Source organism: Pseudomonas sp. M2 (assembly GCF_015751845.1).
Lineage (GTDB): Bacteria > Pseudomonadota > Gammaproteobacteria > Pseudomonadales > Pseudomonadaceae > Aquipseudomonas > Aquipseudomonas putida_E.
This window is the reverse complement of the sequence record NZ_JADOUD010000001.1, coordinates 4062272-4087255: the sequence shown is the minus strand read 5'-3', so window position 1 is coordinate 4087255 and position 24984 is coordinate 4062272. Positions and strand designations below refer to the sequence as shown.

The following is a 24984-nucleotide window of genomic DNA, read 5'->3' as shown; positions in this document are numbered from 1 at the left end:
CGAGTTACGCAATCATCATTAAACCAGGGGGCTGCTTTGCAGCCCATCGCGACACAAGGCCGCTCCTACAGTGGACTACACAAACGTCTAGATGTAGACAGTACCGCGCAGGTACAACGCCGCCCGCCCGCTGATGATCACTCGGCCATTACCTGGCACCTCACAGTGCAGCTGGCCCTTGCGCGCGCCGCCCTGCTCGCAGGTCAGGGTGCGCTTGCCCAACCGCTGCGCCCACAAAGGCGCAAGCGAGGTGTGCGCAGAACCTGTGACCGGGTCTTCGTTGACACCGACTCGCGGGCCGAACCAGCGCGTGACGAAATCGTATCCGCGCCCGGGCGCGGTCACGGCGATGCCACGCACATCGAAGGCCGACAAGGCGACGAAGTCAGGCTGCAGCGGGTCCAAAAGCGAGGCGTCATCGATCATCACGACATAGTCGTCGGACTGATACACCGCACTCGCCCCGCTCAACCCCAGCGCCTTCAGCAAACCGGCGGGCGCCTCGACGGCCAGCGGCTGCTTGGCCGGGAAGTCCATGGCCAGCAAGCCGTCGGCCCCGCGGCTAACCCGCAATTCACCGCTGCGGGTGTTGAAGCGCAGTACTTCTGCCTGCTCGCCCAACTGCTCGAACAGCACATAGGCCGACGCCAAAGTGGCATGGCCACACAGCTCGACCTCCACCGCCGGGGTGAACCAGCGCAGGTCGAAGGTTTCGCCATTGCGCACGAAATAGGCGGTTTCGGAGAGGTTGTTCTCTTCGGCGATACGCTGCAGCACGTCATCAGGCAGCCAGCTTTCAAGCGCGATCACTGCTGCCGGGTTGCCACCGAACGGTTCGGCGGAAAAGGCATCGACCTGGAAGATCTCGAGTTGCATGCGAACACTCCTTGTGGCCCGGGCAGCGCCGGGCAGAAACTTAAACGAAGGTTACGGATGGACTGGTGTGAGTACCGGTTCGCCGGCAAAGAAGGCCTGTAGATTGCGCAGGACCAAGGCCACCGTGTCGCGCGCCGCTTCAGGGGATTGCCCGGCCACATGCGGGGTGAGCACCGTATTGCCGAGGGCCTTGAGGGCATCGGGCACGGCCGGTTCGTCATCGAACACATCAAGTGCTGCACCCGCAAGTTGCCCGCGCTGCAGCGCGCCAACCAGGGCCTGGGTATCCACCACGCTGGCACGGGCGATGTTCACCAAATAGCCCTCGGGGCCCAAAGCCTCGAGCACCCGAGCATCGACCAGATGGTGCGTATTGGCACCGCCTGGGGTGGCCACGACCAGAATGTCGACGGCATCGGCCAGGTGCAACGGGCTGTCGTACCAGGTGTAAGGCACGCCCTGGCGCGGTGTGCGGCTGTGGTAGCTGATGTTCATGTCGAACCCGAGGCTGGCACGTTTGGCGATAGCCAGGCCAACTGCGCCCAGGCCGAGGATGCCGAGGCGCTTGCCACTAACCGAGGGGCTGATGACCCGGTGCCACTCGCCGCGGCGGATACCGGTATCGGCGCGGGGAATGTCGCGCAGCAGGGCCAGCAGCATCGCCAGGGTGTGGTCGGCCACGGCGGCGGCATTGGCACCCGCGCCATTGGTGACGGTAATGCCACGGGCAGCGGCGGCGGCCAGGTCGACGTGTTCGTAACCGGCGCCGATCACGCAGATGATCTGCAAGTTGGGCAACGCTTGGATTTCCACAGCGGTCAGGCCCAGCGGGCCGCGGGTAAGCACCGCATCGATCTCAGCGCCTTGGCGCTGGATGGCGTCGGCACGCAGTGGCGCGGACGGTGCACGGATCAGCCGGTAGCCGGCCTGTTCGAGCAGGGGCAGGTAATCATCGACGGTTTCCACCAACACCAGGACTGTCTTGCTCATGCACCCCTCCGGCTCAAATTCGAAGGGGCATTATGCGGAGTCGGCGGGCGGTACAGTCAATCTGTAAATCGCGGGTCAACTGTACTGTATCGGTTGGCCGAAAACGGCAAAACCATTACTGAGCGAACGCCCGGCCCAGCCCACCGGGTACACCACTGCTGTCGGTCTCCTGCCACGGGCCATCCGGGCTCAAAGACCAGCTCCAGCCATTGTCATAACGGTAGTAGGTGCGCTGCCGATAGAACGTATTGGGCTTCTTCTCCAATACATAAACACCCAGTTTCGGATCCCAATGGCTGGCGCCCCCCGGCGGCGGTGCAAAGCTTGCGGAGGTCCGCGGCATCGGTTTGGGGGTCGCTGCCGGTTTGCTCGGCTGCGTGGCCGGTTGGCCGCCAGGCAGTGGTTTGACCACCGGCCCCTTGTGCGGCGGCACCGTTTCGATCGGTGGCGCCGGCTGTTCGTACGGCTCACGCACCGTACACGCAGACAAACCCAGGGCCAGGGTGATCAGGGTCAGGCGGACGGCGTTTCGCATGGCAGGGTTCTCTTACGGGTCGGGGCTGTCGATGGTCAGGAGCTGGGTGGCCTGGGTCTTGCTGGGCAGCGGTGCGCCCTGGCCGATCCACTCACCATGGGTGGGCTGGCCGGCGCGCGATACCCTTGCAACCAGTTGGACTTCGGCGAAGTCGGACAGTTTCATCTGCGGCATCATCGCATCGGCGTCAGACAATTCTACCTCCAGCGGCAATTGGGCAACGGTCACCCGTTTGGCCGCCAGCGGCATGGGCGGGCCGCTGGTGGCGCGGGCGAAGATGAACACAGTGTCGTCGGGCTTGACCTTGTCCTTGAGCGCCGGTGCCAGCTCTACCCGCACCTTCAGGCGTGCCGCCACCGGGGTCTCGGGCTTGCCGGTATTGCCACCCAGGCGCTCTGCCGCACGGTCGATGCCGCCTTGCAAGGCCGCCCGCGAGGCGTCGCCCTCAGGCAACTGCGCCAGCAGGCGGTTCCAGTAGTCGATGGCTTCCTGATAGCGCTCGCCTTCAAAGGCCGCAATGCCGCGCAGGCCAAGGCTGGTCACTTCGTTCGGGTCGGCCTTGAGCGCCTCGTCGGTCAGCGCCTGCACCTGTGCGCTCCACTGCTTGTTGGCAGCGAAATACAGGGCCTGGGCCCATTGGCCGAGCAATTCGGGCTGGCGACCGGCCAGGGCCACGGCGCGCTCGTAAGCCTTGGCCGCATCTGCCGGGCGCTGCTCGGCCATGTAGGCGCGGCCCAGGAAATACAGGCCTTCGGCCGAATCCGGCTGAGCCTGGACGGCGCGCTCAAGGCGCGTGGTCATTTCTTCCATCGACTTGGGCGCAGCAGCGAACTCCTGAGTCAGCTCCACTTTGTCCGCAGCACCAAAGTGCAGATACAGACCAAGCGCCACCACCGGCACCAGTACTGCGGCCAGCAGTGGCAGCACCTTGCCCAGGTGCCCCTGGCGCGGCGCTTCGGCGCCTTCGGTGTCCGCCAGCAGTTCACGGGCGGCCTCATCGCGGCCGTTGGCCAGTTGCGCGTCATCCAGCACACCGGCGGCCTGTTGGGCAGCCAGTTCGGCGACACGTTCCTGATACAGCGCCACGTTCAGCGCAGTACGGTCTTCTTCCTGCTGCTGGCGACGGCCACGCAGGGTCGGGATCAGCAGAAAGCCGAGGGCGGCGAGCAGCAGCAGGCCCGCACCAAGCCAGAATTCAGTCATGGTTCTGTTCTTTATCCAGCAGTTTGGCGAGACGCTCGCGTTCTTCGACGGACAACTCGTGCGAGCCTTGGGTAGCCGGCACACGGCGGCGGCGGACAATCACCGCCAGCACCGCAAAGCCACCGACCAGCAGAATGCCCGGGCCGAACCAGAGCAGCCAGGTACGCCCAGTGAGGGCTGGCTTGTAGCGCACAAAGTCGCCATAGCGGTCGACCATGAAGTCGACGATCTGCTGATTGCTCTTGCCTTCGCCCAGCATGCGGAAGATCTCGCGGCGCAGGTCGGCGGCAATCGGTGCGTTGGAGTCGGCGATGTCCTGGTTCTGGCACTTGGGGCAGCGCAGTTCCTTGGTCAGTTGCTGATAACGCTCACGCTCGGCGTCGTCGCGGAACTGGTAGGTATCGATGGCCGCCCTGGCCACGCCGGCAACACTCAAACCCAGTACAACGGCCGCAAGCCAGCGCCTCATGGCTTGGCCTCGTCGACCAGGCCCTGATACAGCGGTGCCAGTTGCTCGCGCCACACGGTGGCATCGACGACGCCCACATGCTTGTAGCGGATGATGCCCTTGGCGTCGATCAGGAAGGTTTCCGGCGCGCCATAGACGCCCAGGTCCAGGCCCAGGCTGCCCTGCTCGTCGCGAATATCCAGCTGGTACGGGTTGTGGAACTCGGCCAGCCACTTCAGGGCGGCAGCATTGTCGTCCTTGTAGTTGATGCCGTAGATCACCACGCCCTGCCCGGCAAGCTGGTTGAGGTAAGGGTGCTCGACCTTGCACGACGGGCACCAGGTGGCCCATACGTTGACCAGCGCCGGGCGGCCTTGCAGGTCGGCCTGGGTCAGGGTGCGATCGCCCTGGGTCGAGGCCAGGGAAAACGCCGGGAACGGCTTGCCGATCATTGCCGAGGGCAGCTCGTCGGGCTTGAGGAACAGGCCCTTGTAGAGGAAAACGGCCAACAGCAGGAATACCGCCAGTGGCACCACCATGATCCAACGCTTCATGCAGCTGCTCCAGACACGCCCAGGACATCACGCACCCGGGTCTTGACCTTGACGCGGTAGCGCCGGTCGAGGGCCGCCAGCAAACCGCCCAGGCCGGTCAGAAGACCGCCCAGCCAGATCCAGCGGACGTAAGGCTTGATATGCACGCGCACGGCCCAGGCGCCGTTGTCCAGCGGCTCGCCCAAGGCAACGTACAGGTCGCGGGTGAAACCGGCATCGATGCCGGCCTCGGTCATCATCGACTGCTGCACGGTATAGAGCCGCTTCTCGGGGTGCAGCGTGGTCACTTCACGGCCATCGCGGCTGACGACGACGGTGCCCTTGTCGGAAATGAAGTTCGGCCCTTCGAAGTGCTTGGCGCCCTGGAACAGGAACTGATAACCACCCAGCTCCACGCTTTCACCCGGGGCCAGGCGCAGGTCACGCTCGGCACTGTTGTTGCTCGACAGCACCACGCCAAGGGCGCACACCGCAAGCCCCAAGTGCGCCAGCTGCATGCCCCAGTAGCTGCGCGTCAGGCCACGCACGCCTTTGGCCAGGCCCTTGTGGCGGGTCTTGTCGAAAATGTCGCGCAACCCGCTGAGCACTACCCAGGCTGCCAGGGCAAAAGCGGTAAGGGTCGGCCAGTCGAAGTCCTCGACGATGAACCCGGCCACTGGCGCCAGCACTGCGCTCGCGATCAGTACCGGCGTCATCATGCTCGCCAGCCACTTGCCTGGGGTGTCCTTCCAGCGCACCACCACACCGATGCCGAGCACCACCATCAGCAGTGCCATCAGCGGCAGGAACAAGGCATCGAAGTACGGCGGACCCACCGACAGCTTGGCCCCGGTCAGGGCATCGAGCACCAACGGGTAGAGGGTGCCGAGCAGGATCATCGAAGCCGCCACCACCAGCACCAGGTTGTTGGCCAGCAGCAGCGTCTCGCGCGACCACAGGGCAAAGCCCACCTGGCTTTTGACCACTGGGGCACGCAGGGCGAACAGGGTCAGCGAACCACCGACCACGAACAGCAGGAAGATCAGGATGAACACGCCACGTGAAGGGTCGGAGGCGAAGGCATGCACCGAGGTCAGCACGCCGGAACGCACCAGGAACGTCCCCAGCAGGCTCAGCGAGAACGCGGCAATCGCCAGCAGCACGGTCCAGCTCTTGAACACGCCGCGTTTTTCCGTCACCGCCAGCGAGTGGATCAGTGCCGTGCCCACCAGCCAAGGCATGAAAGAAGCGTTTTCCACCGGGTCCCAGAACCACCAGCCGCCCCAGCCCAGTTCGTAATAGGCCCACCAGGAGCCCAAGGTGATGCCCACGCCGAGAAACGCCCAGGCAATGATGGTCCAGGGCCGCGACCAGCGCGCCCACGCAGCATCCAGGCGCCCGCCCAGCAGCGCGGCGATGGCGAAGGCGAAGGCCACCGAAAAGCCCACATAACCCATGTACAGCATCGGCGGGTGAACGATCAGGCCAAAGTCCTGCAGCAGCGGGTTGAGGTCGCGGCCATCGGTCGGCACTTGCGGCAGCAAGCGCTGGAACGGGTTGGAGGTGATGATCAAAAAGCTCAGGAAGCCCACACTGATCATGCCCATCACCGCCAGCACCCGCGCCAGCATCACTTGCGGCAGCTGGCGCGAGAACACCGACACGGCGAAGGTCCAGCCACCGAGAATCAGCGCCCACAGCAGCAACGAGCCTTCGTGCGCGCCCCACACGGCACTGAACTTGTAGTACCAGGGCAAGGCGCTGTTGGAGTTGCTGGCCACGTACGCAACCGAGAAGTTGTCGGTCATGAAGGCGTGGGTCAGGCAAACGAAAGCAAAGGCCAGGAAGGCAAATTGGCCCCAGGCCGCCGGGCGTGCCAGGCTCATCCACAGGCTGTCGCCGCGCCAGGCGCCGAGCAACGGCACGGTCGCCTGCACAACGGCGAAACAGATCGCCAGGATCATCGCCAATTGGCCCAGTTCAGGGATCACCAACGCCGGATTCATGGTTTGGCCTCCGCGCCACTGGCGGCCTGGCCGCTTTCCTTCAGAGCCTTGGTGACTTCCGGCGGCATGTATTTCTCATCGTGTTTGGCCAGCACTTCATCGGCCACCACCACACCCTCGGCATTGAGCTTGCCCAGGGCGACGATGCCCTGCCCTTCGCGGAACAGGTCGGGGAGGATGCCGCGGTAGGTGATTGGCACCGACTTGTTGAAGTCGGTGACCACGAAACGCACATCGAGGGAGTCGCCCGTGCGCTGCAGCGAGCCCTTCTCGACCATGCCGCCTGCGCGGATGCGGGTGTCCAGCGGCGCCTCGCCATTGGCGATCTGCGTCGGTGTGTAGAACAGGTTGATGTTCTGTTGCAGGGCGCTCAGGGCAAAGCCGACGGCAACCGCCACCCCGACCAGCAGGCCGAGTATCAGGAACAGGCGTTTCTTGCGCTGCGGATTCACTGGTTGTTCTCCCGGCGCAGACGGCGCGCCTCATCTTGCAGATAGCGACGGCGGGCCAGCAACGGCGCGGCGACATTGACCGCCAGCACTGCCATGCAGATGGCGTAGGCCGACCAGACATACAGGCCATGGTGGCCCATGGCGAGGAAATCGCCGAATGAAGAAAAGCTCATCACACGGCCCTCCGGCCCAGGCTGTTCAATACTTCTTCCCTGACCCAACTGGCGCGCGCTTCGCGCTTGAGTACTTCAAGGCGCATGCGCAGCAACAGCACGGCGCCGAAGAAGCAGTAGAAGCCCAGCGCCGTGCACAGCAGCGGCAGCCACATCTCGGCGGGCATGGCCGGTTTTTCGGTCAGGGTGAAGGTGGCGCCCTGGTGCAGGGTGTTCCACCACTCCACCGAATACTTGATGATCGGGATATTGATCACCCCAACGATGGCCAGCACGGCACAGGCCTTGGCCGCGCTGTCACGGTTACTGATTGCCTGGCCCAGGGCGATGATGCCGAAGTACAGGAACAGCAGAATCAGCATGGACGTGAGCCGCGCATCCCAGACCCACCAGCTGCCCCAGGTCGGCTTGCCCCAGATGGCCCCGGTCAACAGCGCCACGGCAGTCATCCAGGCGCCGATGGGCGCTGCGCACTGCAGGGCGACATCCGCCAGCTTCATCTTCCACACCAGCCCCACCACGCCAGCCACCGCCAGCAGCACGTAGCACGATTGTGCAAGCATGGCCGCCGGCACGTGGATATAGATGATGCGGAAGCTGTTGCCCTGCTGGTAGTCCTGGGGGGCAAAGGCCAGGCCCCAGATCACCCCCGTCACCAGCAGCAGGATGGCCGATACGGTCAGCCACGGCAGCATGCGGCCGCTGATGGCATAGAACCATTTTGGGGAGCCAAGCTTGTGGAACCACGTCCAGCTAATTTTCATCAGGGTACATCCAGGGTATTAGCCGGGCTTGAGAGCCCGGGACTCGTTATTCACCGACGCTGATCTTCAGGCCGGCCGCTATCGCAAAGGGTGCCAGTGTCACCGCCAGGGCCGTAAGGCTGGCCAGCCAGAGCAGATGGCCGGTCGCCGGCATATTTTGCAACGCCGCCTGCAACGCACCACTGCCCAGGATCAATACAGGGATATACAACGGCAGAATCAGCAATGCCAGCAGCAACCCACCGCGCTTGAGGCCAACCGTCAGCGCCGCACCTACCGCACCCAGCAGGCTCAGCACCGGCGTACCCAGCAACAGCGAGCCCAGCAGCACCGGCAGGCAATGGCTAGGCAGCCCCAGCATCAGTGCCAGCAGTGGCGCCAACAATACCAGCGCCAGCCCGGAAAAGATCCAGTGCGCCAGCACCTTGGCCAGCACCAGCACTGCCAGAGGGTGCGGCGACAGCACCCACTGCTCCAGCGAGCCGTCTTCGAAATCGCTGCGAAACAGGCCATCGAGCGACAGCAGCACTGCCAGCAGGGCCGCCACCCAGACCAAGCCGGGCGACAAGGTTTGCAACAATTGACTTTCCGGCCCAACCGCCAGCGGGAACAGCGCCACCACGATAGCGAAGAACACCAAAGGGTTGGCCAGTTCCGCCGGGCGGCGGAACAACAGGCGCGCTTCACGGCGCAACAACAGAATGAATACGCTCATGCCGCCCATTGCCCCAGGTTCAGTTCGCGATAGCCGGAGGGCTTTTGGTCAAGCGTGTGGTGGGTGGTCAGCACCACCGTGCCGCCGCGCTCGCAATGGCGTGCCAGATGGGCCTCCAACTGCGCGACCCCTTGCTTGTCCAGCGCGGTGAAGGGTTCATCGAGGATCCACAACGGCGGGCTGTGCAAGTACAGCCGGGCCAGCGCTACACGGCGCTGCTGCCCGGCAGACAAGGCATGGCAGGGAACATCTTCGAAACCGCGCAAGCCGACCGCTTCCAGAGCAGCCCAGATCGCTTCGGCTGTGGCAGGCTGGTGCAAGGCACACAGCCAGGCCAGGTTTTCTTCAGCGCTGAGCAAGTCCTTGATACCGGCAGCATGGCCGATCCACAGCAGGATGCTGGCCAGCGCATGGCGTTGTTCGGCCAACGGCTTGCCGCCCAGCAGGATCTGCCCGGCAGTCGGCTGCATCAGCCCGGCCAACAGGCGCAGCAGGCTGGTCTTGCCGCTGCCGTTGGGGCCGCTGATCTGCAGCATGTCGCCTGGCCGCAGCTCGAAATCCAGGTGCTCGAACAGCAGGCGCCAGTCGCGCTCGCAGGCCAGGCCCACGGCTTGGAGGTGAAGGGTCACGGTTTCGCCTTATCCAGTTTACGGCTCAAGTCGCCCCCCTGGCTGCCGTTATACTGGCAGTGGCGGACGGCCGGCATTATTACATGCGCTGCCCCGCTGCCAAGAGGGCGGGCTCGACAGGTTGTATACAATCATGACTGAAATCAATAGTCTCGGCGCACAAAACGTCGTCAACCCGCAGGCGATCAAGGCGGCGCTGACCGGCGAGCTGCTGAACCTGACCCAGGCACAACCCGGGCTGCTCAAGCCTGGCGAGACCGCCCAGGCCGAGGTACTGACGCTGCGCCAGTCAGGTGGCGAGTTTCAACTGGTGCTCAAGCTGATCCAGGCCAACGGCAAGCAGGACCAGCTGCAGGTCACCACCAGCCAACCCATCCCCCAAGGCAGCCAGATCACCGTCAGCCAGCCAGAGAGCAACCGCCTCGCGGTAATGGTGCAACAGGCCAGCGCCAGCAACGTCACCCTCCTCACTCAACTCGATACCAGCAAGGTGCCTGTCGGCACCCTCCTGCAAGGCAAGGTCCTGACCAACCAGGCACTTGCCCTTGGCCCTGGTGCCGCCACCAGCTTTCGCGCGCTGGTGAGCTTGCTCAACAGCGCACAGGCAGGCGCCGTCCTGACCATCGACAGCCCGCGCCCGTTGCCGGTCGGCAGCCTGCTCAGCGCGCTGGTGCAAGGCGACCAGTCGCTACGCTTCGTGCCGCTCAGCGGCCGTCAGGAGCAATTGAACATCGCCCAGCAGCTGCTCACCCAACAGGGCCGCCAGGCCTCCTTGCCCGGCCTGCTCAACGCTTTGCAGCGAATAGCCAGCGACCAGAGCGGCAACGGCGAACTGCGCACCAGCGCCGAGCGCCTGCTGGCCAGCCTGCCGGACGCTCGCCAACTGGGCGATGGCAAAGCGTTTGCCCAGGCCTTGAGCAACAGCGGGGCATTCCTTGAAGCGAAACTGCTTGGCGGCCAGAGCGCACACGTGGCAACCGACCTGAAGGCCCATCTGATCAGGCTGGTGGCCCAGGCCTCGGCGTACGCACCGGCAAGTCCAGCCGTCGCCTCCACCACCTTGGCCCAGGCTTTGCCAACCATGGCACGCGGCGCCCTGGGCATGCTCGAGCGGGCGAGCCCGAAGCAACAGCCAGGCGGGTTTCCGCTGCCCTCCCGGTTGCTGCAGGCCATGGAACACGAAGGCGACCTGCAGCAGCTGCTGCGCCTCGCCGCTGCGGCCATCTCGCGCCTGCAAAGCCACGCCCTGAGCAGCCTGCAACAATCCGGCAGCTTGGAAAACGGCAACCTGCAGACCACCTGGCAAACCGAGATACCCGTGCGCCATGGCCTGGACTTCATTCCGCTTCAGGTCAAGCTGCAGCGCGAGGAAACCGCGCAGCAACAAGCCGACCGGGAGCGGGAACATCAGGACCCGCTGCAGGCCCTGTGGCGCATCGACCTGGCCTTCGACCTGGCACCGCTCGGCCCCCTGCAGGTCCAGGCGCAACTGAGCCAGGGCCGGCTGTCCGGCCAGTTGTGGGCTGAACGTGAACAAACCGCCCGACTGATCGACAGCCAGCTCGGCGCGCTGCGTGAACGCCTTCTGGCCCGCGGATTGGACGTTGGCGACCTCGAATGTCATCCCGGCATCCCGCCTCAAGGGCCGCGCACACGTGTGGAACAACGCTGGGTGGACGAAACCGCATGAGCAGCAAGCAACCGCGTCAGGCCATCGCCCTGAGCTACGATGGCCAGCAAGCCCCCACCCTGAGTGCCAAAGGCGACGATGAACTGGCCGAGGCCATCCTGGCGCTGGCACGTGAACATGAAGTGCCGATCTACGAGAACGCCGAGCTGGTGCGCCTGCTGGCTCGCCTGGAGCTGGGCGAGCAGATTCCCGAAGCGCTGTACCTGACCATCGCCGAGATCATCGCCTTCGCCTGGCAATTGCGCGGCAAAGTCCCTGTTGGCTTCGACGACGAGCCAGCCCCAAGCCGTGATATCACCCCGCAAACATTGCGTCTGCCCTCGGGTTGATACGGTGAGGCGCGCGGGCGCATCGGTAAAGGCCGGTGAACAACCCCACAATTAATTAGCCCCACCCCCCTCTCTGCACAAGTCACTTTTGCCAGCCCTTCCCCGCTGCGAAAGTGAATACCATGAAGAACCGATACGTAAATGCCAAGGGTGTGCAATATGTGCGCGACAGCCTCGCCGGTTTTCCGCGCCCGGACCGGGCAGCAGCCGACGCCATACGCCAGTGGGCCAAAGAACGCGCCATAGACCTTGACCCTGACAGGGTCGATGCCGTCACGCTGCACTGCCAGTTCAACCCCAAGCTCGGCTGGGTTGCCGTCATTGCGCAGAAAATGACACTGACCCAAGCGGTGCTGTCGAACTGGCAAGGTGAATCGGCCAACAACTGGCTGGGCGCGGCAATCGGTGCGCCTTGGGCCGGACATCTACCCGATGGCCCGCTGACCATCGTCGACAGCCTGCGCGACCAAAGCCTGCTGGGCAACCACTCACCGTATGGCGTCTACAACGGCCTGTTCAGGCATAGCGACAAGCAGCAATACAACGCCAGCACCCATGTACCACTGGACGCCGAGGCCTTTGAGTCCTTTATCTGGGAACTGGACTTGCACGGGCATTACAAGTCGATGCTCGACAGCTACTGGGATGCTCACCTGGACCACTACCGCATCGGTGCAAAAATCAACTTCATCGCCGCCTGCAACAAGCAAGTGGCCGAAGGCAGCCTCACTGACGCTGGCAGGCAACTGGCCTGGCAGGCATGCGGCCTGGAAGCTGCGGCCCCGGTACTGCGCAGCGACGGCACGGCCAGCAGCAAACCGAGGGTGCGGGCCAGGCTGCTGAATGTGTACGGTTATGCGGCCACCGACCTGCTGTGTATCAACGACGCCGTCAGCGACCTGGTTCTGCTCTACATTCCGGGCAACGCTTCGCCGCTGCATGAGTTCAGGGGCAAACAGGCCCTGCTGGACTGGTTCGCCGAACAATGCCGCGCACCCGACAAACGCGATGCACTTCAAGCCCACTTCACGCTCGCTGACCGCGAAGACGGCTTGAGCTACAGCGGCCTTCACACTGCCCTGTGCGGCCTTGGCAGCTATCCAGAGCCTTATCACCTGGACAGCAACCGCCCCGGTTTCACGGCAGAAGGCATCTGGCCACCAAAGGACTACATCAACTACAAGGCCAAGGACTACAGCCCGCTGATCCAGGGCGACCTGTTCCTTACCTTGGCCAAACGCCAGAAGCAGCGCAGCTACCAGGATGCGAGTTTCATCATCACCAGCGACCGTGAGGTGACCAAGGCCAGGTGGCGCGGCTACCTGAACTCAGCGATCAACCTGCTGGCCCCTCTGGCTTTGGTGGTACCCGAGCTGGCCCCGCTGTTCGCCCTGGGCGGCGTCGCCCAGTTTGGCCTGGGCCTGGACCAGGCCATTGAAGGCAAGAGCGCACAACAGAAAGCCGAAGGCGTCAGTACGTCGGTCTTCGGGTTGCTCAATGCCGCGCCGCTGATCACTGCCGGCTTGTCCGAAGCCCCCACGCTGCTGCGCATCAAAAACGATGGTTTCGTGCTACCCAGCAGAGTAAACGGGAAACTTGGCTACCCCCTGAGCCCCACCACGCCACCCCACCTGCCGCTGGCCGAAGTGGCTGATTATTTCCATATACCGGACCCTATTGCTCCGCTTGCTGAGGCAAACACTGACGTTGCCGGGGCGATTGTCAGGACGCCTCGCTACGACGGCACGCCTGACCTGCTCGCAGCAATGATCGGTGGTTACCACGCAGAAGTGATTTATGACATGAAGGCTGATGCCTTTCGCCTGGAAAGCGATCTGAATGAGGTCGAGCCGACCTATTACATCGCAACGCCGGGCTCGCTCAACCTGGTTGAAGTAGATGTGCGAACGCGTCCGGTCACCAATGCCATGCGCATGGCAACCCTGCGTGCATTGGGCGTGGACTTGGAGCTCCCCATCGATTTGCCCGCGCCACACGCCGCAGACCTGCGCCCGATCCCCAAGCAGATCCTCAACGTGTGGGTGGGCGACAAGGTCATTCCGGACTTGTTGATCGACAACGTCGCCAGCAACGCCCTGAAAGTGCAGGATACGCAGTACGCGCTGCGTCTCTATCTTTCCAGGGCCGAGCCTGCTGCCTTCCAGGAAAACCTGGCTCGCCTGACAGCGCATGCCCCGGGGGTCGAGGTACTGGCACTTGAAGACCAGCCGTTCTATGCAAGCTTGCGGGGCAGCGACAACTACACCCAGTATCAGGCGGCGATCGACGGGAACGGCGGCGTGGCCAGCAACTTTGCCTCCGCCGCAGACATCTTGCGCTTTGCCCTGCTAGAGCACGAGGGAGGCTTGTACATGGACATCGACGATGCATTGCTGGCACCGGGTGAGTACCCTTCGGTCATCGACGGTGTACCCAGGGGGCAGCCGGGTGAGCGGCTTGATGACGTGACACTCGCCACCACCGAAAGCGGCCTGCTGCTCTACCCCCCTGTGTCCAATGAAAAAATGGGCATGAACACCCTCTATAACAGCAGCCTGATAGGCAGCCATGCGGGTAATCCGACACTAAGGGCAATCCTCGAAGAGATGCATGCGCGCTACCTGGAGGAACCAGGCTTCTACGACAGCAAGCCTACCCTGCAAACTGACCCGCACGGCTTCTATCAATATGCCCAGACCCTTTGCCGCCTCACCGGGCCGAGGCTGCTCACCGACATGGTCGATCGCCACCTGCCAGAGCTCGGCGTCATGCGCCAGATCATCAACCTGTACGCCTTCCCCCGAACCCACTCATGGCAGTTCGTGAACCTTACTGACTTGCGGGCGGTGCAAAGGCAGATGCTCCCGCTTGACCGGATTGCCAGGATCGGCGGATTCAATTCCTGGGTCAGGCCCTGAGCGGCATATTCATTAGGGTTTGTGTGAGCCGCAGACTGGCTTGAACGAGCCGGTACAGAAAAGGAAAAGGCGACCTGGGTCGCCTTTTCAACTACTCGCTGCTTCAACTACTCGCTGCGATGCAACTTGCTCATCAGCTCGGCCTCGGCTTGCGTCAATCCGCAGCTTTCGGTCAACTCCGACACACTCGCCCCCATCCCTACCAGTTTGGCCGCCTGGCTGAAGGTGACATTGCTCGGGTCGCGTTGCTCCAGACGCTCCAACCGGTCTGGCAAGGTGGCCACCACCGCGCGCAACTCATGGATGGCTTCACCCATGCGCACGGTACCGTTCTGGTAGTCATCCAGGCGCTTGGCCAGGTCCTTGATGCGCTGGTCACGCACCGCATCGCCCAGGGCCTGCTGGGCAGCGAGTTCGCGCTGGCGCTTGCTGTAGTTGAGGAAGAACCACAGGCTCAGCGCCCACAACAGCGCCAGGAAGATGACAGCAACCTCGAAAATCAACTCAGATGTTCTCCAGCTCGGACCACTCTTCCTCGGTCATCATCTTGTCCAGCTCGACCAGGATCAACAGTTCTCCATTCTTGTTGCATACACCCTGGATGAACTTGGCCGACTCTTCGTTACCCACGTTCGGCGCAGTCTCGATCTCCGACTGACGCAGGTAGACCACCTCGGCGACGCTGTCGACGAGGATGCCGACCACTTGCTTGTCAGCCTCGATGATGACGATACGGGTGTTGTCGGTCACCTCGGTAGGCATCAGGCCGAAGCGCTGACGGGTATCGATCACTGTCACCACATTGCCACGCAGGTTGATGATACCCAGCACGTAGCTCGGCGCACCCGGTACCGGGGCGATCTCGGTGTAGCGCAGGACTTCCTGCACCTGCATGACATTGATGCCGTAGGACTCGTTGTCCAGACGGAAGGTTACCCATTGCAGAATCGGATCTTCCGAACCTTGTGCAGACGACTTTTTCATTCCCCTAGCCCTCAAATTCCGCCGATGGCGGTGTGTTCGCAGTTATTTGTGTTTGGCATGCAACTGCTTGACCGCGCCACTGGCGATCAGCTCGGCCAGTTCGGCGACGTCCAGCAGCGCACACATGTGTTCGATCACCGTGCCGGCCAGCCACGGTCGCTGGCCACGTTGGCTGCGCCATTTGATCTCGGACGGGTCCAGGCGCAGCGAACGGCTGACCTGATGCACCGCCAGCCCCCATTCGTAGCCCTGAACGGAAATGACGTAGTGCAGGCCCTGGCGGAAATCGTCCCGGTAGCGATCCGGCATGACCCAGCGCGCCGTGTCCAGCACCTTCAGGTTGCCCGCCTGACAGGTGAGGATGCCAAGGAACCAGTCCGGCTGGCCGAACAGCGGCGTCAGCTCCTGGCCCTCCAGGCTGTAGATAGAGCCCAGGCACACCAGCGGCACCGCCAGCGTCAGCCCGGCGACGTCGAACAGCAGGCACTCGAAGGGCTCGGCCGCCCAGGCCGGGCGACCATCGACCGTTGCCGGTGGCACGGGCGCACTCGGCGCGGGCAGGTTGACTTCAACCAGCGGCGCGACGGGCTCGGGCGATTGAACCTGGGTCAGTACAGGAATGGCGGCTTCGGCCACCACCTTGGTCTCGACCACCGCCACGACCGGCGCTTCGACCGGCAAGACGGTCGCAAGCACCCCGGCCTGCGGTTCGGCAAAAGGCCTTGCCGGGATGCTGACTGCAGGGCTCTGGACCTGCGGCTGCGCATCTCGGGCCTGTTCTTCGCGCACGGCAGCGGCAAATTCGTCGCTCGCAGCCGGCAGGTCAAGAATGCCCTCAGCCTCGGTGGCTTCCTGCAGCAGACCATCCAGATAGGATTGCAGGGCCAGTTGCGGCAGGGTACCGGTCTTCACCGTCATGAAGCCACCTGTACTGCAGTCTTGTAGGTGAGCAGGTGCTTGAGCAGTGCCCGGTAAGCGATCACGCCGCGGCTCTTGCCATCGAACTGTGACGGCGTGACGCCGTTGCGGCTGGCATCGCGCAGGCGCGTATCGACCGGAATGTAGCCCTGCCATACCTGATGCTCATAGGCATCACGTAGCACTTTCAGCGTACCCAGCGAGGCCTGGGTACGGCGGTCGAACAGGGTCGGCACGATCTGGTACGGCAAGGCCTGCTTGCGCGAACGGTTGATCATGGCCAGCGTGCCGATCATGCGTTCCAGGCCCTTGACCGCGAGGAACTCGGTCTGCACCGGAATCACCAGTTGCTGGCTGGCGGCCAGTGCATTGACCATCAGCACCCCGAGCAGCGGCGGGCTGTCGATCAGGGCGAAGTCGAAGTCCTGCCACAGCTGCGCCAGACTCTTGGCGATCACCAGGCCCAGGCCACTCTGCCCCGGCGACTGACGCTCCAGCACCGCCAATGCGGTACTCGAGGGCAGCAGCGAGATACGCTGGTCGCTGGTGGGCAGCAGCAGTTGCCCGGGCAAGCCGTCCGGCACCTGGCCCTTGTGCAGGAACAGGTCGTAACAGCTGTGCTCCAACGCATCGGGGTTGTGCCCGAAATAGCTGGTCATCGAACCATGCGGGTCGAGGTCGACGACGACCACGCGCTTGCCCGCCTCGGCCAGCAAACCGGCCAGGGCGATAGTGGTGGTGGTCTTGCCGACCCCGCCTTTCTGATTGGCTACTGCCCAGACTCTCATAGGACAACTCTTGATTCATGGAGGCCGCTGACCCCTGTGCGATCCGGTTTTCCGGACCGCAATGGGTTTGCGGTGACAGAGAATTGACGAGTCACTGCCCCGCCATCGCTGCTGGGGTTGCCGGTGCACTTTGTGTGCCAGCGCGGCGCAAGGCAGCGTCCGGTGTGGCGTTGGCACTGCCGGAGCCGGTCAGGCTGCGGCGTACTTCAAGGTTGCGGGAGATCACCAGCACCACACGGCGGTTTCGCGCCCGGCCCTCAGCAGTGTCATTGCCGGCCACAGGCTGATATTCGCCATACCCCACCGAGGCCATGCGCGCCGGGTTGACGCCTTCCATCGCCAGCAGGCGGACGATGCTCGCCGCCCGCGCCGAAGATAGCTCCCAGTTGGTCGGGTATTGCGCGGTACGGATCGGCAGGTTGTCGGTAAAGCCTTCGACGTGCACCGGGTTGGCGAACGGCTTGAGGATATTCGCCACCTTCTCGATGATGTCGAAAGCCTTGTCGCTGGGCATGGCATCGCCACTGCCGAACAGGAGCGAGGAATTCAGCTCGATCTCCACCCACAGCTCGTTTCCGCGGATGGTCATCTGGTCGGACTTGATCAGGTCACCGAAGGCATCGCGTACGTCGTCACTGATGGCTTTGAGTGGGTCGACGCTGCTCTGCGCAAGGCCTGCGTCGGTCTGCTCGCTGTCCTTGATCAACGGCTCGGCCGGCTTGATGCTGAGCGGTTGCTCATCGCCGATAGGGATTGGCTTCATGCTCCGCTCAGGGTCGTTGAACACCCCGAGCAGTGCTTGCGAAATGACCTTGTACTTGCCCTCGTTGATCGAGGAAATCGAGTACATGACCACGAAAAAAGCGAACAGCAAGGTAATGAAGTCGGCGTACGACACCAGCCAGCGCTCGTGATTTTCGTGTTCTTCGGTATGGCGACGGCGACGCATGGGTTACTCCATGAAGCCTTGCAGCTTCAACTCGATCGAACGCGGGTTCTCACCCTCGGCAATCGACAACAGGCCTTCGAGCAGCATTTCGCGGTAGCGCGACTGACGCATGACAATGGCCTTGAGCTTGCTGGCGACCGGCAGCAGGATCAGGTTGGCACTGGCCACGCCATAGATGGTGGCAACGAACGCCACAGCGATGCCGTTGCCCAGCTGCGACGGGTCGGCCAGGTTGCCCATCACGTGGATCAGGCCCATCACCGCACCGATGATACCGATGGTCGGCGCATAGCCACCCATGCTTTCGAACACCTTGGCAGCCTGGATATCGCGGCCTTCCTGGGTGAGAAAATCGACTTCGAGGATACTGCGGATGGCCTCGGGCTCGGCGCCGTCGACCAGCAACTGCAAGCCCTTGCGGGCATACGGGTCGGGCTCGCCATCGGCCACACCCTCCAGGCCCAGCAGGCCTTCCTTGCGTGCGGTCAGGCTCCAGTTCACCACCCGGTCGATACCGCCAGCCAGGTCAACCCGTGGCGGGAAGATGATCCAGCGCAAGATCTGCAAGGCACGCTTGAACGATGACAACGGTGACTGCAAAAGCGCCGCCGCCAGGGTACCGCCCAACACGATCAGGGCTGCCGGGCCATTGAGCAGCGCCCCGACATGGCCCCCTTCGAGAAAGTTGCCACCGACGATGGCGACGAAGGCCAGGATCAGACCGATCAGGCTAAGGACATCCATCAGACACACGCCTCGACCAAGTGCTTGCCGATCTCATCCAGGCTGTACACCGCATCGGCCAGGTTGGCCTTGACGATGGCCATGGGCATGCCATAGATCACGCAACTGGCTTCATCCTGGGCCCACACGGTGCTGCCACCCTGCTTGAGCAGGCGCGCGCCCTCACGGCCGTCGGCGCCCATGCCGGTAAGCACCACCGACAGCACCTTGTCACCGTACGACTTGGCTGCCGAACCGAAGGTGATGTCCACGCAGGGCTTGTAGTTCAAGCGCTCGTCACCGGGCAGGATCTTCACCGTGCCCCGGCCATCGATCATCATCTGCTTGCCACCGGGGGCCAACAGGGCCAGGCCTGGGCGCAGCAAGTCGCCGTCCTCGGCTTCCTTGACGCTGATCTTGCACAGCTTGTCCAGGCGCTCGGCAAAAGCCTTGGTGAACGCCGCCGGCATGTGCTGGATGAGCACGATCGGCGCCGGGAACCCGGCAGGCAGTTGCGTCAGTACCCGCTGCAGGGCGACCGGGCCACCGGTCGACGTACCGATAGCCACCAGTTTGTAGGGCTTGCGCTTGGGCGCTGGCGAATGGGTTGACGCCGCCGCCGCACGGGCAGGCGCCACGCTGCGCGTTGGCGCCGGGCTGGCCAGGCTGCTGGTGGCGGTGTGCGCAACGCTGGCAGGTGCCGGCGCAGCCGCCGCAGCGGGGCTTGCGTAACCACCGAAACGACGGTTGCTGCGCGAAAGGGTGTGAACCTTCTCGCACAGCATCTGCTTGACCTTCTCCGGGTTGCGGGAGATGTCCTCGAAGTTCTTCGGCAGGTAATCCACCGCACCGGCATCCAGCGCGTCGAGGGTCACCCGGGCGCCTTCGTGGGTCAGCGAGGAGAACATCAACACCGGCGTCGGGCAGCGCTGCATGATGTGCCGCACTGCGGTGATGCCATCCATCATGGGCATTTCGTAGTCCATGGTGATGACATCGGGCTTGAGCGCCAGCGCCTGGTCGATCGCTTCCCTGCCGTTGGTCGCGGTACCGACGACCTGGATCGTCGGGTCCGCCGAGAGGATTTCCGAGACGCGGCGGCGGAAGAAACCCGAATCATCCACCACCAGGACCTTGACTGCCATAAACACTCCATTAGGTGGCGCAGCCGGCAAGGGCGCGCCACCGAAATCAAATACGCCGCGCCGCGTAACGCTTGAGCATGCTCGGTACGTCGAGAATCAGCGCAATGCGACCGTCGCCGGTGATGGTGGCGCCGGACATGCCCGGGGTGCCCTGCAGCATCTTGCCCAGCGGCTTGATCACCACTTCTTCCTGGCCGACCAGTTGGTCGACCACGAAGCCGATGCGCTGGGTGCCCACAGACAGAATCACCACGTGGCCCTCGCGCTGCTCCTCATGCACCTGGCCCTGAACCAGCCAGCGCTTGAGGTAGAACAGCGGCAGCGCCTTGTCGCGTACGATCACCACCTCCTGGCCGTCGACCACGTTGGTGCGCGACAGGTCCAGGTGGAAAATCTCGTTGACGTTGACCAGCGGGAAGGCGAACGCCTGGTTGCCCAGCATCACCATCAGGGTCGGCATGATCGCTAACGTCAGCGGCACCTTGATGACGATCTTCGAACCCTGGCCTTTGGCCGAGAAGATGTTGATCGAGCCGTTGAGCTGGGAAATCTTGGTCTTGACCACGTCCATACCGACACCACGGCCGGACACATCGGAGATTTCCGTCTTGGTCGAGAAGCCCGGAGCGAAGATCAGGTTGTAGCAGTCCGACTCGCTCAGACGGTCGGCGGCGTCCTTGTCCATCAAGCCCTTTTCCACGGCCTTGGCGCGCAGAATGTTAGGGTCCATGCCTTTGCCGTCGTCGGAAATCGACAGCAGGATGTGGTCGCCTTCCTGCTCGGCCGACAGCACCACGCGGCCGGTACGCGCCTTGCCCGAGGCTTCACGTTCTTCAGGCATCTCGACACCGTGGTCAACCGCATTGCGCACCAAGTGCACCAGCGGGTCGGCCAATGCCTCGACCAGGTTCTTGTCCAGGTCGGTCTCTTCACCGACCAGTTCCAGGTTGATCTCTTTCTTCAACTGGCGGGCCAGGTCGCGGACCAGGCGCGGGAAGCGGCCGAAGACTTTCTTGATCGGCTGCATGCGGGTCTTCATCACCGCAGTCTGCAAGTCGGCCGTGACCACATCGAGGTTCGACACGGCCTTGGACATGGCCTCGTCACCGCTGTTCAGGCCCAGGCGCACCAGGCGGTTACGCACCAGCACCAGCTCGCCGACCATATTCATGATCTCGTCCAGGCGCGCAGTATCGACGCGCACGGTGGTTTCCGCTTCGCTGACTGCGTGCTTCTCGGCAGCCGGTGCGGGCGCGCGGGCCGGCGCGGCAGGCTTGGCCACAGCAGCAGGTGCCGGTGCCGGCTTGGCCACAGGCTGGGTTTGCGGCTTGGCGGCGACAGGGGTGGCAACGGCGGCGGGCGCTTCAGCGGTCACGGCATCGCCGGTGAACTTGCCTTTGCCATGCAACTGATCGAGCAATGCCTCGAACTCGTGCTCGCTGATTTCATCGCCGCTACCGGCAGCTGGCACTTCACCGGCCACCGGAGCAACGGCAGCAGGCAGCGCGTCCGCCTGGAACGTGCCCTTGCCGTGCAGCTGATCCAGCAGCGACTCGAACTCTTCGTCGGTGATTTCGTCGCTGGCTGGCGCGCTGGCTGCAGCGGCCACGGGCTCAGTGGCAACGACTTCGGCCGAGAACTGGCCCTTGCCGTGCAACTGGTCAAGCAACGACTCGAATTCGTCGTCGGTGATCTCGTCACCGGAGCCGGCCAACGTTTCGCCCTGCAGCTGCTGTTCGGCAGCCGCTGCTTGGGCTTTGACCGCATCGAGCGAATCGAGCAACTGCTCGAATTCGGTGTCGGTGATGTCTGCCTCGGCGGCAGGCTCGGCCGGCGCAGGCACAGCCTCGGCCACCGGCGCAGCAGCTTCGACGCTACCCGGCTCGGCCAGGCGGGCCAAGGCCGCCAGCAACTCGGGCGTGGCCGGGGTCACTTCACTGCGCTCGCGCACTTGGCCGAACATGCTGTTGACCGTATCCAGCGCTTCGAGCACCACGTCCATCAGTTCCGCGTCGACCCGGCGCTCACCTTTGCGCAGGATGTCGAACACGTTCTCGGCGATATGGCAGCACTCCACCAGCTCATTGAGCTGGAGGAAGCCGGCGCCCCCTTTTACAGTGTGGAAACCGCGAAAGATCGCATTGAGCAGGTCGGCATCATCGGGCCGGCTTTCCAGCTCGACCAGTTGCTCGGACAGTTGCTCAAGAATTTCGCCGGCTTCTACCAGGAAATCCTGAAGGATTTCTTCATCGGCGCCGAAGCTCATTAAACGTGCTCCTTAAAAACCCAGGCTGGACAGCAGATCATCGACATCGTCCTGACCGGACACAACGTCTTCACGCTTATCGGCATGAATCTGCGGACCTTCACCCCGAGCCGGATATTTTTCTTCATCTTTTTCAGCGCGCAGCTGTTGGTGGTCATGTTCGATACCGGCAAAACGGTCGACCTGACTGGCCATCAGCACGAGCTTGAGCAGATTGCTTTCGACTTCGGTCACCAGCGCGGTCACCCGCTTGATCACCTGGCCGGTCAGGTCCTGATAGTCCTGAGCCAGCAGAATGTCATTGAGGTGGCCAGATACCTTGCGGTTACCTTCAGCGCTGTGCGTCAGGAAACTGTCGACACGCTTGACCAGCTCGCGGAATTCCGGCGCAGCGACTTCGCGGCGCATGAAGCGCTGCCAGTCGACACTCAGGTTCTGCGCCTCAGCGGCCAGGTCGTTGAGCACGGGCGTGCTCTCCTCCACCAGGTCCATGGTGCGGTTGGCGGCGCCTTCGGTAAGCTTGACCACATAGGACAAACGTTCGGTGGCGTCGGTGATCTGCGAGACTTCCTCGGCCTGCGGCATGCGCGGGTCGATCTGGAAGCTGACGATCGCACTGTGCAGCTCGCGGGTGAGCTTGCCGACTTCCTGATACAAGCCGCGGTCGCGGGTCTGGTTGAGCTGATGAATCAGCTGCACCGCCTCGCCGAACCGGCCCCGTTCCAGGCTTTCGACCAGTTCCTGGGCATGCTTCTTCAGGGTTGACTCAAACTCCCCCAAAGACGTTTGTGTTGATTCCATGGCGCCCCCTGACTTTGTTCAGCCGTTGACGCGTTCGAAGATCTTCTCGATCTTTTCTTTGAGCACCTGGGCGGTGAACGGCTTGACCACATACCCATTCACGCCGGCTTGAGCCGCTTCGATGATCTGGTCGCGCTTGGCTTCGGCCGTCACCATCAGTACCGGCATGGCCTTCAGGCGGTCGTGGGCACGTACCTTGCGCAGCAAGTCGATGCCGGACATGCCAGGCATGTTCCAGTCGGTCACCAGGAAGTCGTAATGGCCGCTTTCGAGCATCGGCAATGCCGTGGTGCCGTCGTCGGCTTCGTCAGTATTGGTGAAGCCCAGATCACGCAACAGGTTCTTGATGATCCGCCGCATCGTCGAAAAGTCGTCAACGATGAGGATTTTCATGTCTTTGTTCAATTAGACCTCCAAGCAGTCTCAAACGCGCTCGGCCCCGAGCGCGCATTCAATCAATTCGGTACAACGTGAAAACGACTGCAACGACCCCGGGCTCAACGCGCCCGCCATTCCCCAAGACGGCTGCGCAGTCGCGCGGCGCACTGGCTGTGCAACTGGCTGACACGCGATTCGCTGACCCCCAGTACCTCACCGATTTCCTTGAGGTTCAGCTCTTCGTCGTAGTACAGCGCCAGCACCAGCCGCTCGCGCTCCGGCAAGTTGGCGATGGCATCGGTCAGTGCGGCCTGGAAGCGCTCGTCTTCCAGGTCGCGCGACGGCTCGACCTGGCCACTGGCGCCCTCCTCGTGCAACCCTTCGTGCTCGCCGTCCTGTAACAGGTCGTCAAAGCTGAACAGGCGGCTACCCAGGGTATCGTTCAAAATCCCGTAGTAATCATCGAGACTCAACTTGAGTTCGGCCGCAACTTCATGATCTTTAGCGTCACGGCCGGTTCTTGCTTCCACAGCGCGCATCGCATCGCTGACCATGCGGGTGTTGCGGTGCACAGAGCGCGGTGCCCAGTCACCTTTGCGTACCTCATCGAGCATGGCGCCGCGGATGCGGATGCCGGCATAGGTTTCAAAGCTGGCGCCCTTGCTGGCGTCGTATTTGTTGGCCACCTCAAGCAAGCCGATCATGCCGGCCTGGATCAGGTCTTCCACCTGCACGTTGGCAGGCAAGCGCGCCAGCAGGTGGTAGGCAATGCGCTTGACCAGCGGCGCGTAGCGTTCAACCAGATCGTACTGGGCGTCCTTGGACGCCTTGCTGTACATCTTGAACCCGCTCGCACTCATAGGACCGGCCCTGCGCTGGTGGGCTGCACCAGGCGCTCGACGAAGAACTCCAGATGCCCGCGCGGGTTGGCCGGCAACGGCCAGCTGTCGACCTTCTGCGCAATGGCCTTGAAGGCCAGCGCACACTTGGAACGGGGGAAGGCTTCGTAGACTGCCCGCTGCTTCTGCACCGCCTTGCGCACACACTCGTCGTACGGCACGGCGCCGACGTATTGCAGGGCAACGTCGAGGAAGCGGTCGGTGACCTTGGTCAACTTGGCGAACAGGTTGCGCCCTTCCTGCGGGCTCTGCGCCATGTTGGCCAGCACGCGGAAACGGTTCATCCCATAATCGCGATTGAGCAGCTTGATCAGCGCGTAGGCATCGGTGATCGAGGTGGGTTCATCGCACACCACCAGCAGCACTTCCTGGGCTGCACGGACGAAGCTGACTACTGAGTCACCAATCCCCGCAGCGGTGTCGATCACCAACACGTCGAGGTTGTCGCCGATCTCGCTGAAGGCCTGGATCAGCCCGGCATGCTGGGCCGGGGCCAGGTGCACCATGCTCTGCGTGCCAGAGGCCGCCGGCACGATGCGCACGCCGCCCGGCCCTTGCAGCAGCACGTCGCGCAGCTCACAGCGCCCTTCAATGACATCGGCCAGGGTGTGTTTGGGGGTCAGGCCCAGCAATACGTCGACGTTGGCAAGGCCCAGGTCGGCGTCCAGCAGCATGACCCGGCGGCCGAGCTCGGCCAGCGCCAGGGACAGGTTCACTGAAACGTTAGTCTTGCCGACGCCACCTTTGCCACCGGTTACGGCGATCACCTGTACGGGATGCATGCTACCCATGTTCGTTGTTCACCTTGTCTCGCTTGGACCCAAGCCACACGTGGGGCATGACTGCGGCCCCCTTGGTGTAGGTATTTTGCA

General features: G+C 63.2%; 27 protein-coding genes. 3 read left to right on the top strand and 24 right to left on the bottom strand.

Features of this window, described 5'->3' with window-relative positions:
* Window positions 1-87 precede the first annotated feature (87 nt).
* The 12 genes from IWW33_RS19080 to ccmA form a co-directional block, all read right to left on the bottom strand.
* Window positions 88-876 carry a PhzF family phenazine biosynthesis protein gene (locus tag IWW33_RS19080; RefSeq protein WP_046785327.1) on the bottom strand — a complete coding sequence of 263 codons (789 nt, stop codon included), beginning with the start codon at window positions 874-876 and terminating at the stop codon, window positions 88-90.
* Window positions 877-927: 51 nt separating this feature from the next.
* Entirely contained in the window at window positions 928-1866 is a 939-nt protein-coding gene (locus IWW33_RS19075; RefSeq protein ID WP_115274197.1) for a 2-hydroxyacid dehydrogenase, read from the bottom strand.
* A gap of 115 nt (window positions 1867-1981) precedes the next feature.
* Window positions 1982-2401 carry a lipoprotein gene (locus IWW33_RS19070; protein ID WP_039601243.1) on the bottom strand — a complete coding sequence of 140 codons (420 nt, stop codon included), beginning with the start codon at window positions 2399-2401 and terminating at the stop codon, window positions 1982-1984.
* A 12-nt stretch (window positions 2402-2413) separates the two neighbouring features.
* Complete coding sequence (gene ccmI, locus IWW33_RS19065; RefSeq protein ID WP_174142085.1) at window positions 2414-3604, bottom strand: c-type cytochrome biogenesis protein CcmI; 1191 nt, start codon at window positions 3602-3604, stop codon at window positions 2414-2416.
* A complete protein-coding gene (locus IWW33_RS19060; RefSeq protein WP_115274195.1) occupies window positions 3597-4073 on the bottom strand; it encodes a cytochrome c-type biogenesis protein in 477 nt (158 codons plus the stop codon). Before IWW33_RS19060 ends, ccmI begins: the two co-directional genes overlap by 8 nt.
* On the bottom strand, window positions 4070-4606 hold the full coding sequence (locus tag IWW33_RS19055) for a DsbE family thiol:disulfide interchange protein (protein WP_012315479.1): 537 nt from the start codon (window positions 4604-4606) through the stop codon (window positions 4070-4072). The genes IWW33_RS19060 and IWW33_RS19055 overlap by 4 nt, the downstream gene beginning before the upstream one ends.
* On the bottom strand, window positions 4603-6576 hold the full coding sequence (locus tag IWW33_RS19050) for a heme lyase CcmF/NrfE family subunit (RefSeq protein ID WP_174142120.1): 1974 nt from the start codon (window positions 6574-6576) through the stop codon (window positions 4603-4605). The genes IWW33_RS19055 and IWW33_RS19050 overlap by 4 nt, the downstream gene beginning before the upstream one ends.
* 11 nt (window positions 6577-6587) lie before the next feature.
* Window positions 6588-7043: a cytochrome c maturation protein CcmE gene (gene ccmE / locus IWW33_RS19045; protein ID WP_174142086.1), complete on the bottom strand. Its 456-nt coding sequence runs from the start codon at window positions 7041-7043 to the stop codon at window positions 6588-6590.
* Window positions 7040-7216, bottom strand: coding sequence for a heme exporter protein CcmD (gene ccmD / locus IWW33_RS19040; RefSeq protein ID WP_039601249.1), 177 nt, complete (start codon window positions 7214-7216; stop codon window positions 7040-7042). Before ccmD ends, ccmE begins: the two co-directional genes overlap by 4 nt.
* Window positions 7216-7980, bottom strand: a complete 765-nt coding sequence (locus IWW33_RS19035) for a heme ABC transporter permease (protein ID WP_174142087.1) — start codon at window positions 7978-7980, stop codon at window positions 7216-7218. Before IWW33_RS19035 ends, ccmD begins: the two co-directional genes overlap by 1 nt.
* A 46-nt stretch (window positions 7981-8026) precedes the next feature.
* Window positions 8027-8695 carry a heme exporter protein CcmB gene (gene ccmB, locus IWW33_RS19030; RefSeq protein WP_039601257.1) on the bottom strand — a complete coding sequence of 223 codons (669 nt, stop codon included), beginning with the start codon at window positions 8693-8695 and terminating at the stop codon, window positions 8027-8029.
* Entirely contained in the window at window positions 8692-9324 is a 633-nt protein-coding gene (ccmA, locus tag IWW33_RS19025) for a cytochrome c biogenesis heme-transporting ATPase CcmA (RefSeq protein ID WP_174142088.1), read from the bottom strand. Before ccmA ends, ccmB begins: the two co-directional genes overlap by 4 nt.
* A gap of 133 nt (window positions 9325-9457) precedes the next feature.
* Between ccmA and IWW33_RS19020 the strand changes: the two genes are divergently transcribed.
* The 3 genes from IWW33_RS19020 (at window position 9458) to IWW33_RS19010 (ending at window position 14261) form a co-directional block, all read left to right on the top strand.
* Entirely contained in the window at window positions 9458-11014 is a 1557-nt protein-coding gene (locus tag IWW33_RS19020; RefSeq protein WP_115274192.1) for a flagellar hook-length control protein FliK, read from the top strand.
* Window positions 11011-11343, top strand: a complete 333-nt coding sequence (locus IWW33_RS19015) for an EscU/YscU/HrcU family type III secretion system export apparatus switch protein (RefSeq protein ID WP_046785336.1) — start codon at window positions 11011-11013, stop codon at window positions 11341-11343. Before IWW33_RS19020 ends, IWW33_RS19015 begins: the two co-directional genes overlap by 4 nt.
* A gap of 122 nt (window positions 11344-11465) precedes the next feature.
* Window positions 11466-14261, top strand: coding sequence for a DUF6543 domain-containing protein (locus IWW33_RS19010; protein WP_174142089.1), 2796 nt, complete (start codon window positions 11466-11468; stop codon window positions 14259-14261).
* 107 nt (window positions 14262-14368) lie between these two features.
* Here IWW33_RS19010 and IWW33_RS19005 read toward each other — a convergent pair whose 3' ends face one another.
* The 12 genes from IWW33_RS19005 to fleN all read right to left on the bottom strand — a co-directional run bounded on the left by IWW33_RS19005 (window position 14369) and on the right by fleN (window position 24903).
* The gene (locus tag IWW33_RS19005; protein WP_119687533.1) at window positions 14369-14764 is read right to left on the bottom strand and encodes a DUF2802 domain-containing protein; all 396 of its coding nucleotides are present in this window, start codon (window positions 14762-14764) and stop codon (window positions 14369-14371) included.
* A gap of 1 nt (window position 14765) precedes the next feature.
* Window positions 14766-15245: a chemotaxis protein CheW gene (locus IWW33_RS19000; RefSeq protein ID WP_003254393.1), complete on the bottom strand. Its 480-nt coding sequence runs from the start codon at window positions 15243-15245 to the stop codon at window positions 14766-14768.
* 42 nt (window positions 15246-15287) lie between these two features.
* Window positions 15288-16163 carry a CheW domain-containing protein gene (locus IWW33_RS18995; RefSeq protein ID WP_174142090.1) on the bottom strand — a complete coding sequence of 292 codons (876 nt, stop codon included), beginning with the start codon at window positions 16161-16163 and terminating at the stop codon, window positions 15288-15290.
* Window positions 16160-16951: a ParA family protein gene (locus IWW33_RS18990; RefSeq protein WP_046785340.1), complete on the bottom strand. Its 792-nt coding sequence runs from the start codon at window positions 16949-16951 to the stop codon at window positions 16160-16162. Before IWW33_RS18990 ends, IWW33_RS18995 begins: the two co-directional genes overlap by 4 nt.
* Window positions 16952-17042: 91 nt before the next feature.
* The gene (motD, locus tag IWW33_RS18985; RefSeq protein WP_046785341.1) at window positions 17043-17900 is read right to left on the bottom strand and encodes a flagellar motor protein MotD; all 858 of its coding nucleotides are present in this window, start codon (window positions 17898-17900) and stop codon (window positions 17043-17045) included.
* A gap of 3 nt (window positions 17901-17903) precedes the next feature.
* A complete protein-coding gene (locus tag IWW33_RS18980; protein ID WP_012315493.1) occupies window positions 17904-18644 on the bottom strand; it encodes a flagellar motor protein in 741 nt (246 codons plus the stop codon).
* A complete protein-coding gene (locus tag IWW33_RS18975; RefSeq protein ID WP_174142091.1) occupies window positions 18644-19768 on the bottom strand; it encodes a chemotaxis response regulator protein-glutamate methylesterase in 1125 nt (374 codons plus the stop codon). The genes IWW33_RS18980 and IWW33_RS18975 overlap by 1 nt, the downstream gene beginning before the upstream one ends.
* Before the next feature lie 46 nt (window positions 19769-19814).
* Window positions 19815-22034, bottom strand: coding sequence for a chemotaxis protein CheA (locus IWW33_RS18970; RefSeq protein ID WP_115274188.1), 2220 nt, complete (start codon window positions 22032-22034; stop codon window positions 19815-19817).
* A gap of 12 nt (window positions 22035-22046) precedes the next feature.
* Entirely contained in the window at window positions 22047-22835 is a 789-nt protein-coding gene (locus IWW33_RS18965) for a protein phosphatase CheZ (RefSeq protein WP_039601990.1), read from the bottom strand.
* 18 nt (window positions 22836-22853) lie between these two features.
* Window positions 22854-23228 carry a chemotaxis response regulator CheY gene (locus tag IWW33_RS18960; RefSeq protein ID WP_115274187.1) on the bottom strand — a complete coding sequence of 125 codons (375 nt, stop codon included), beginning with the start codon at window positions 23226-23228 and terminating at the stop codon, window positions 22854-22856.
* 104 nt (window positions 23229-23332) lie between these two features.
* A complete protein-coding gene (gene fliA / locus IWW33_RS18955; protein ID WP_012315498.1) occupies window positions 23333-24073 on the bottom strand; it encodes an RNA polymerase sigma factor FliA in 741 nt (246 codons plus the stop codon).
* Complete coding sequence (fleN, locus tag IWW33_RS18950; RefSeq protein ID WP_011534890.1) at window positions 24070-24903, bottom strand: flagellar synthesis regulator FleN; 834 nt, start codon at window positions 24901-24903, stop codon at window positions 24070-24072. The genes fliA and fleN overlap by 4 nt, the downstream gene beginning before the upstream one ends.
* Window positions 24904-24984 lie beyond the last annotated feature (81 nt).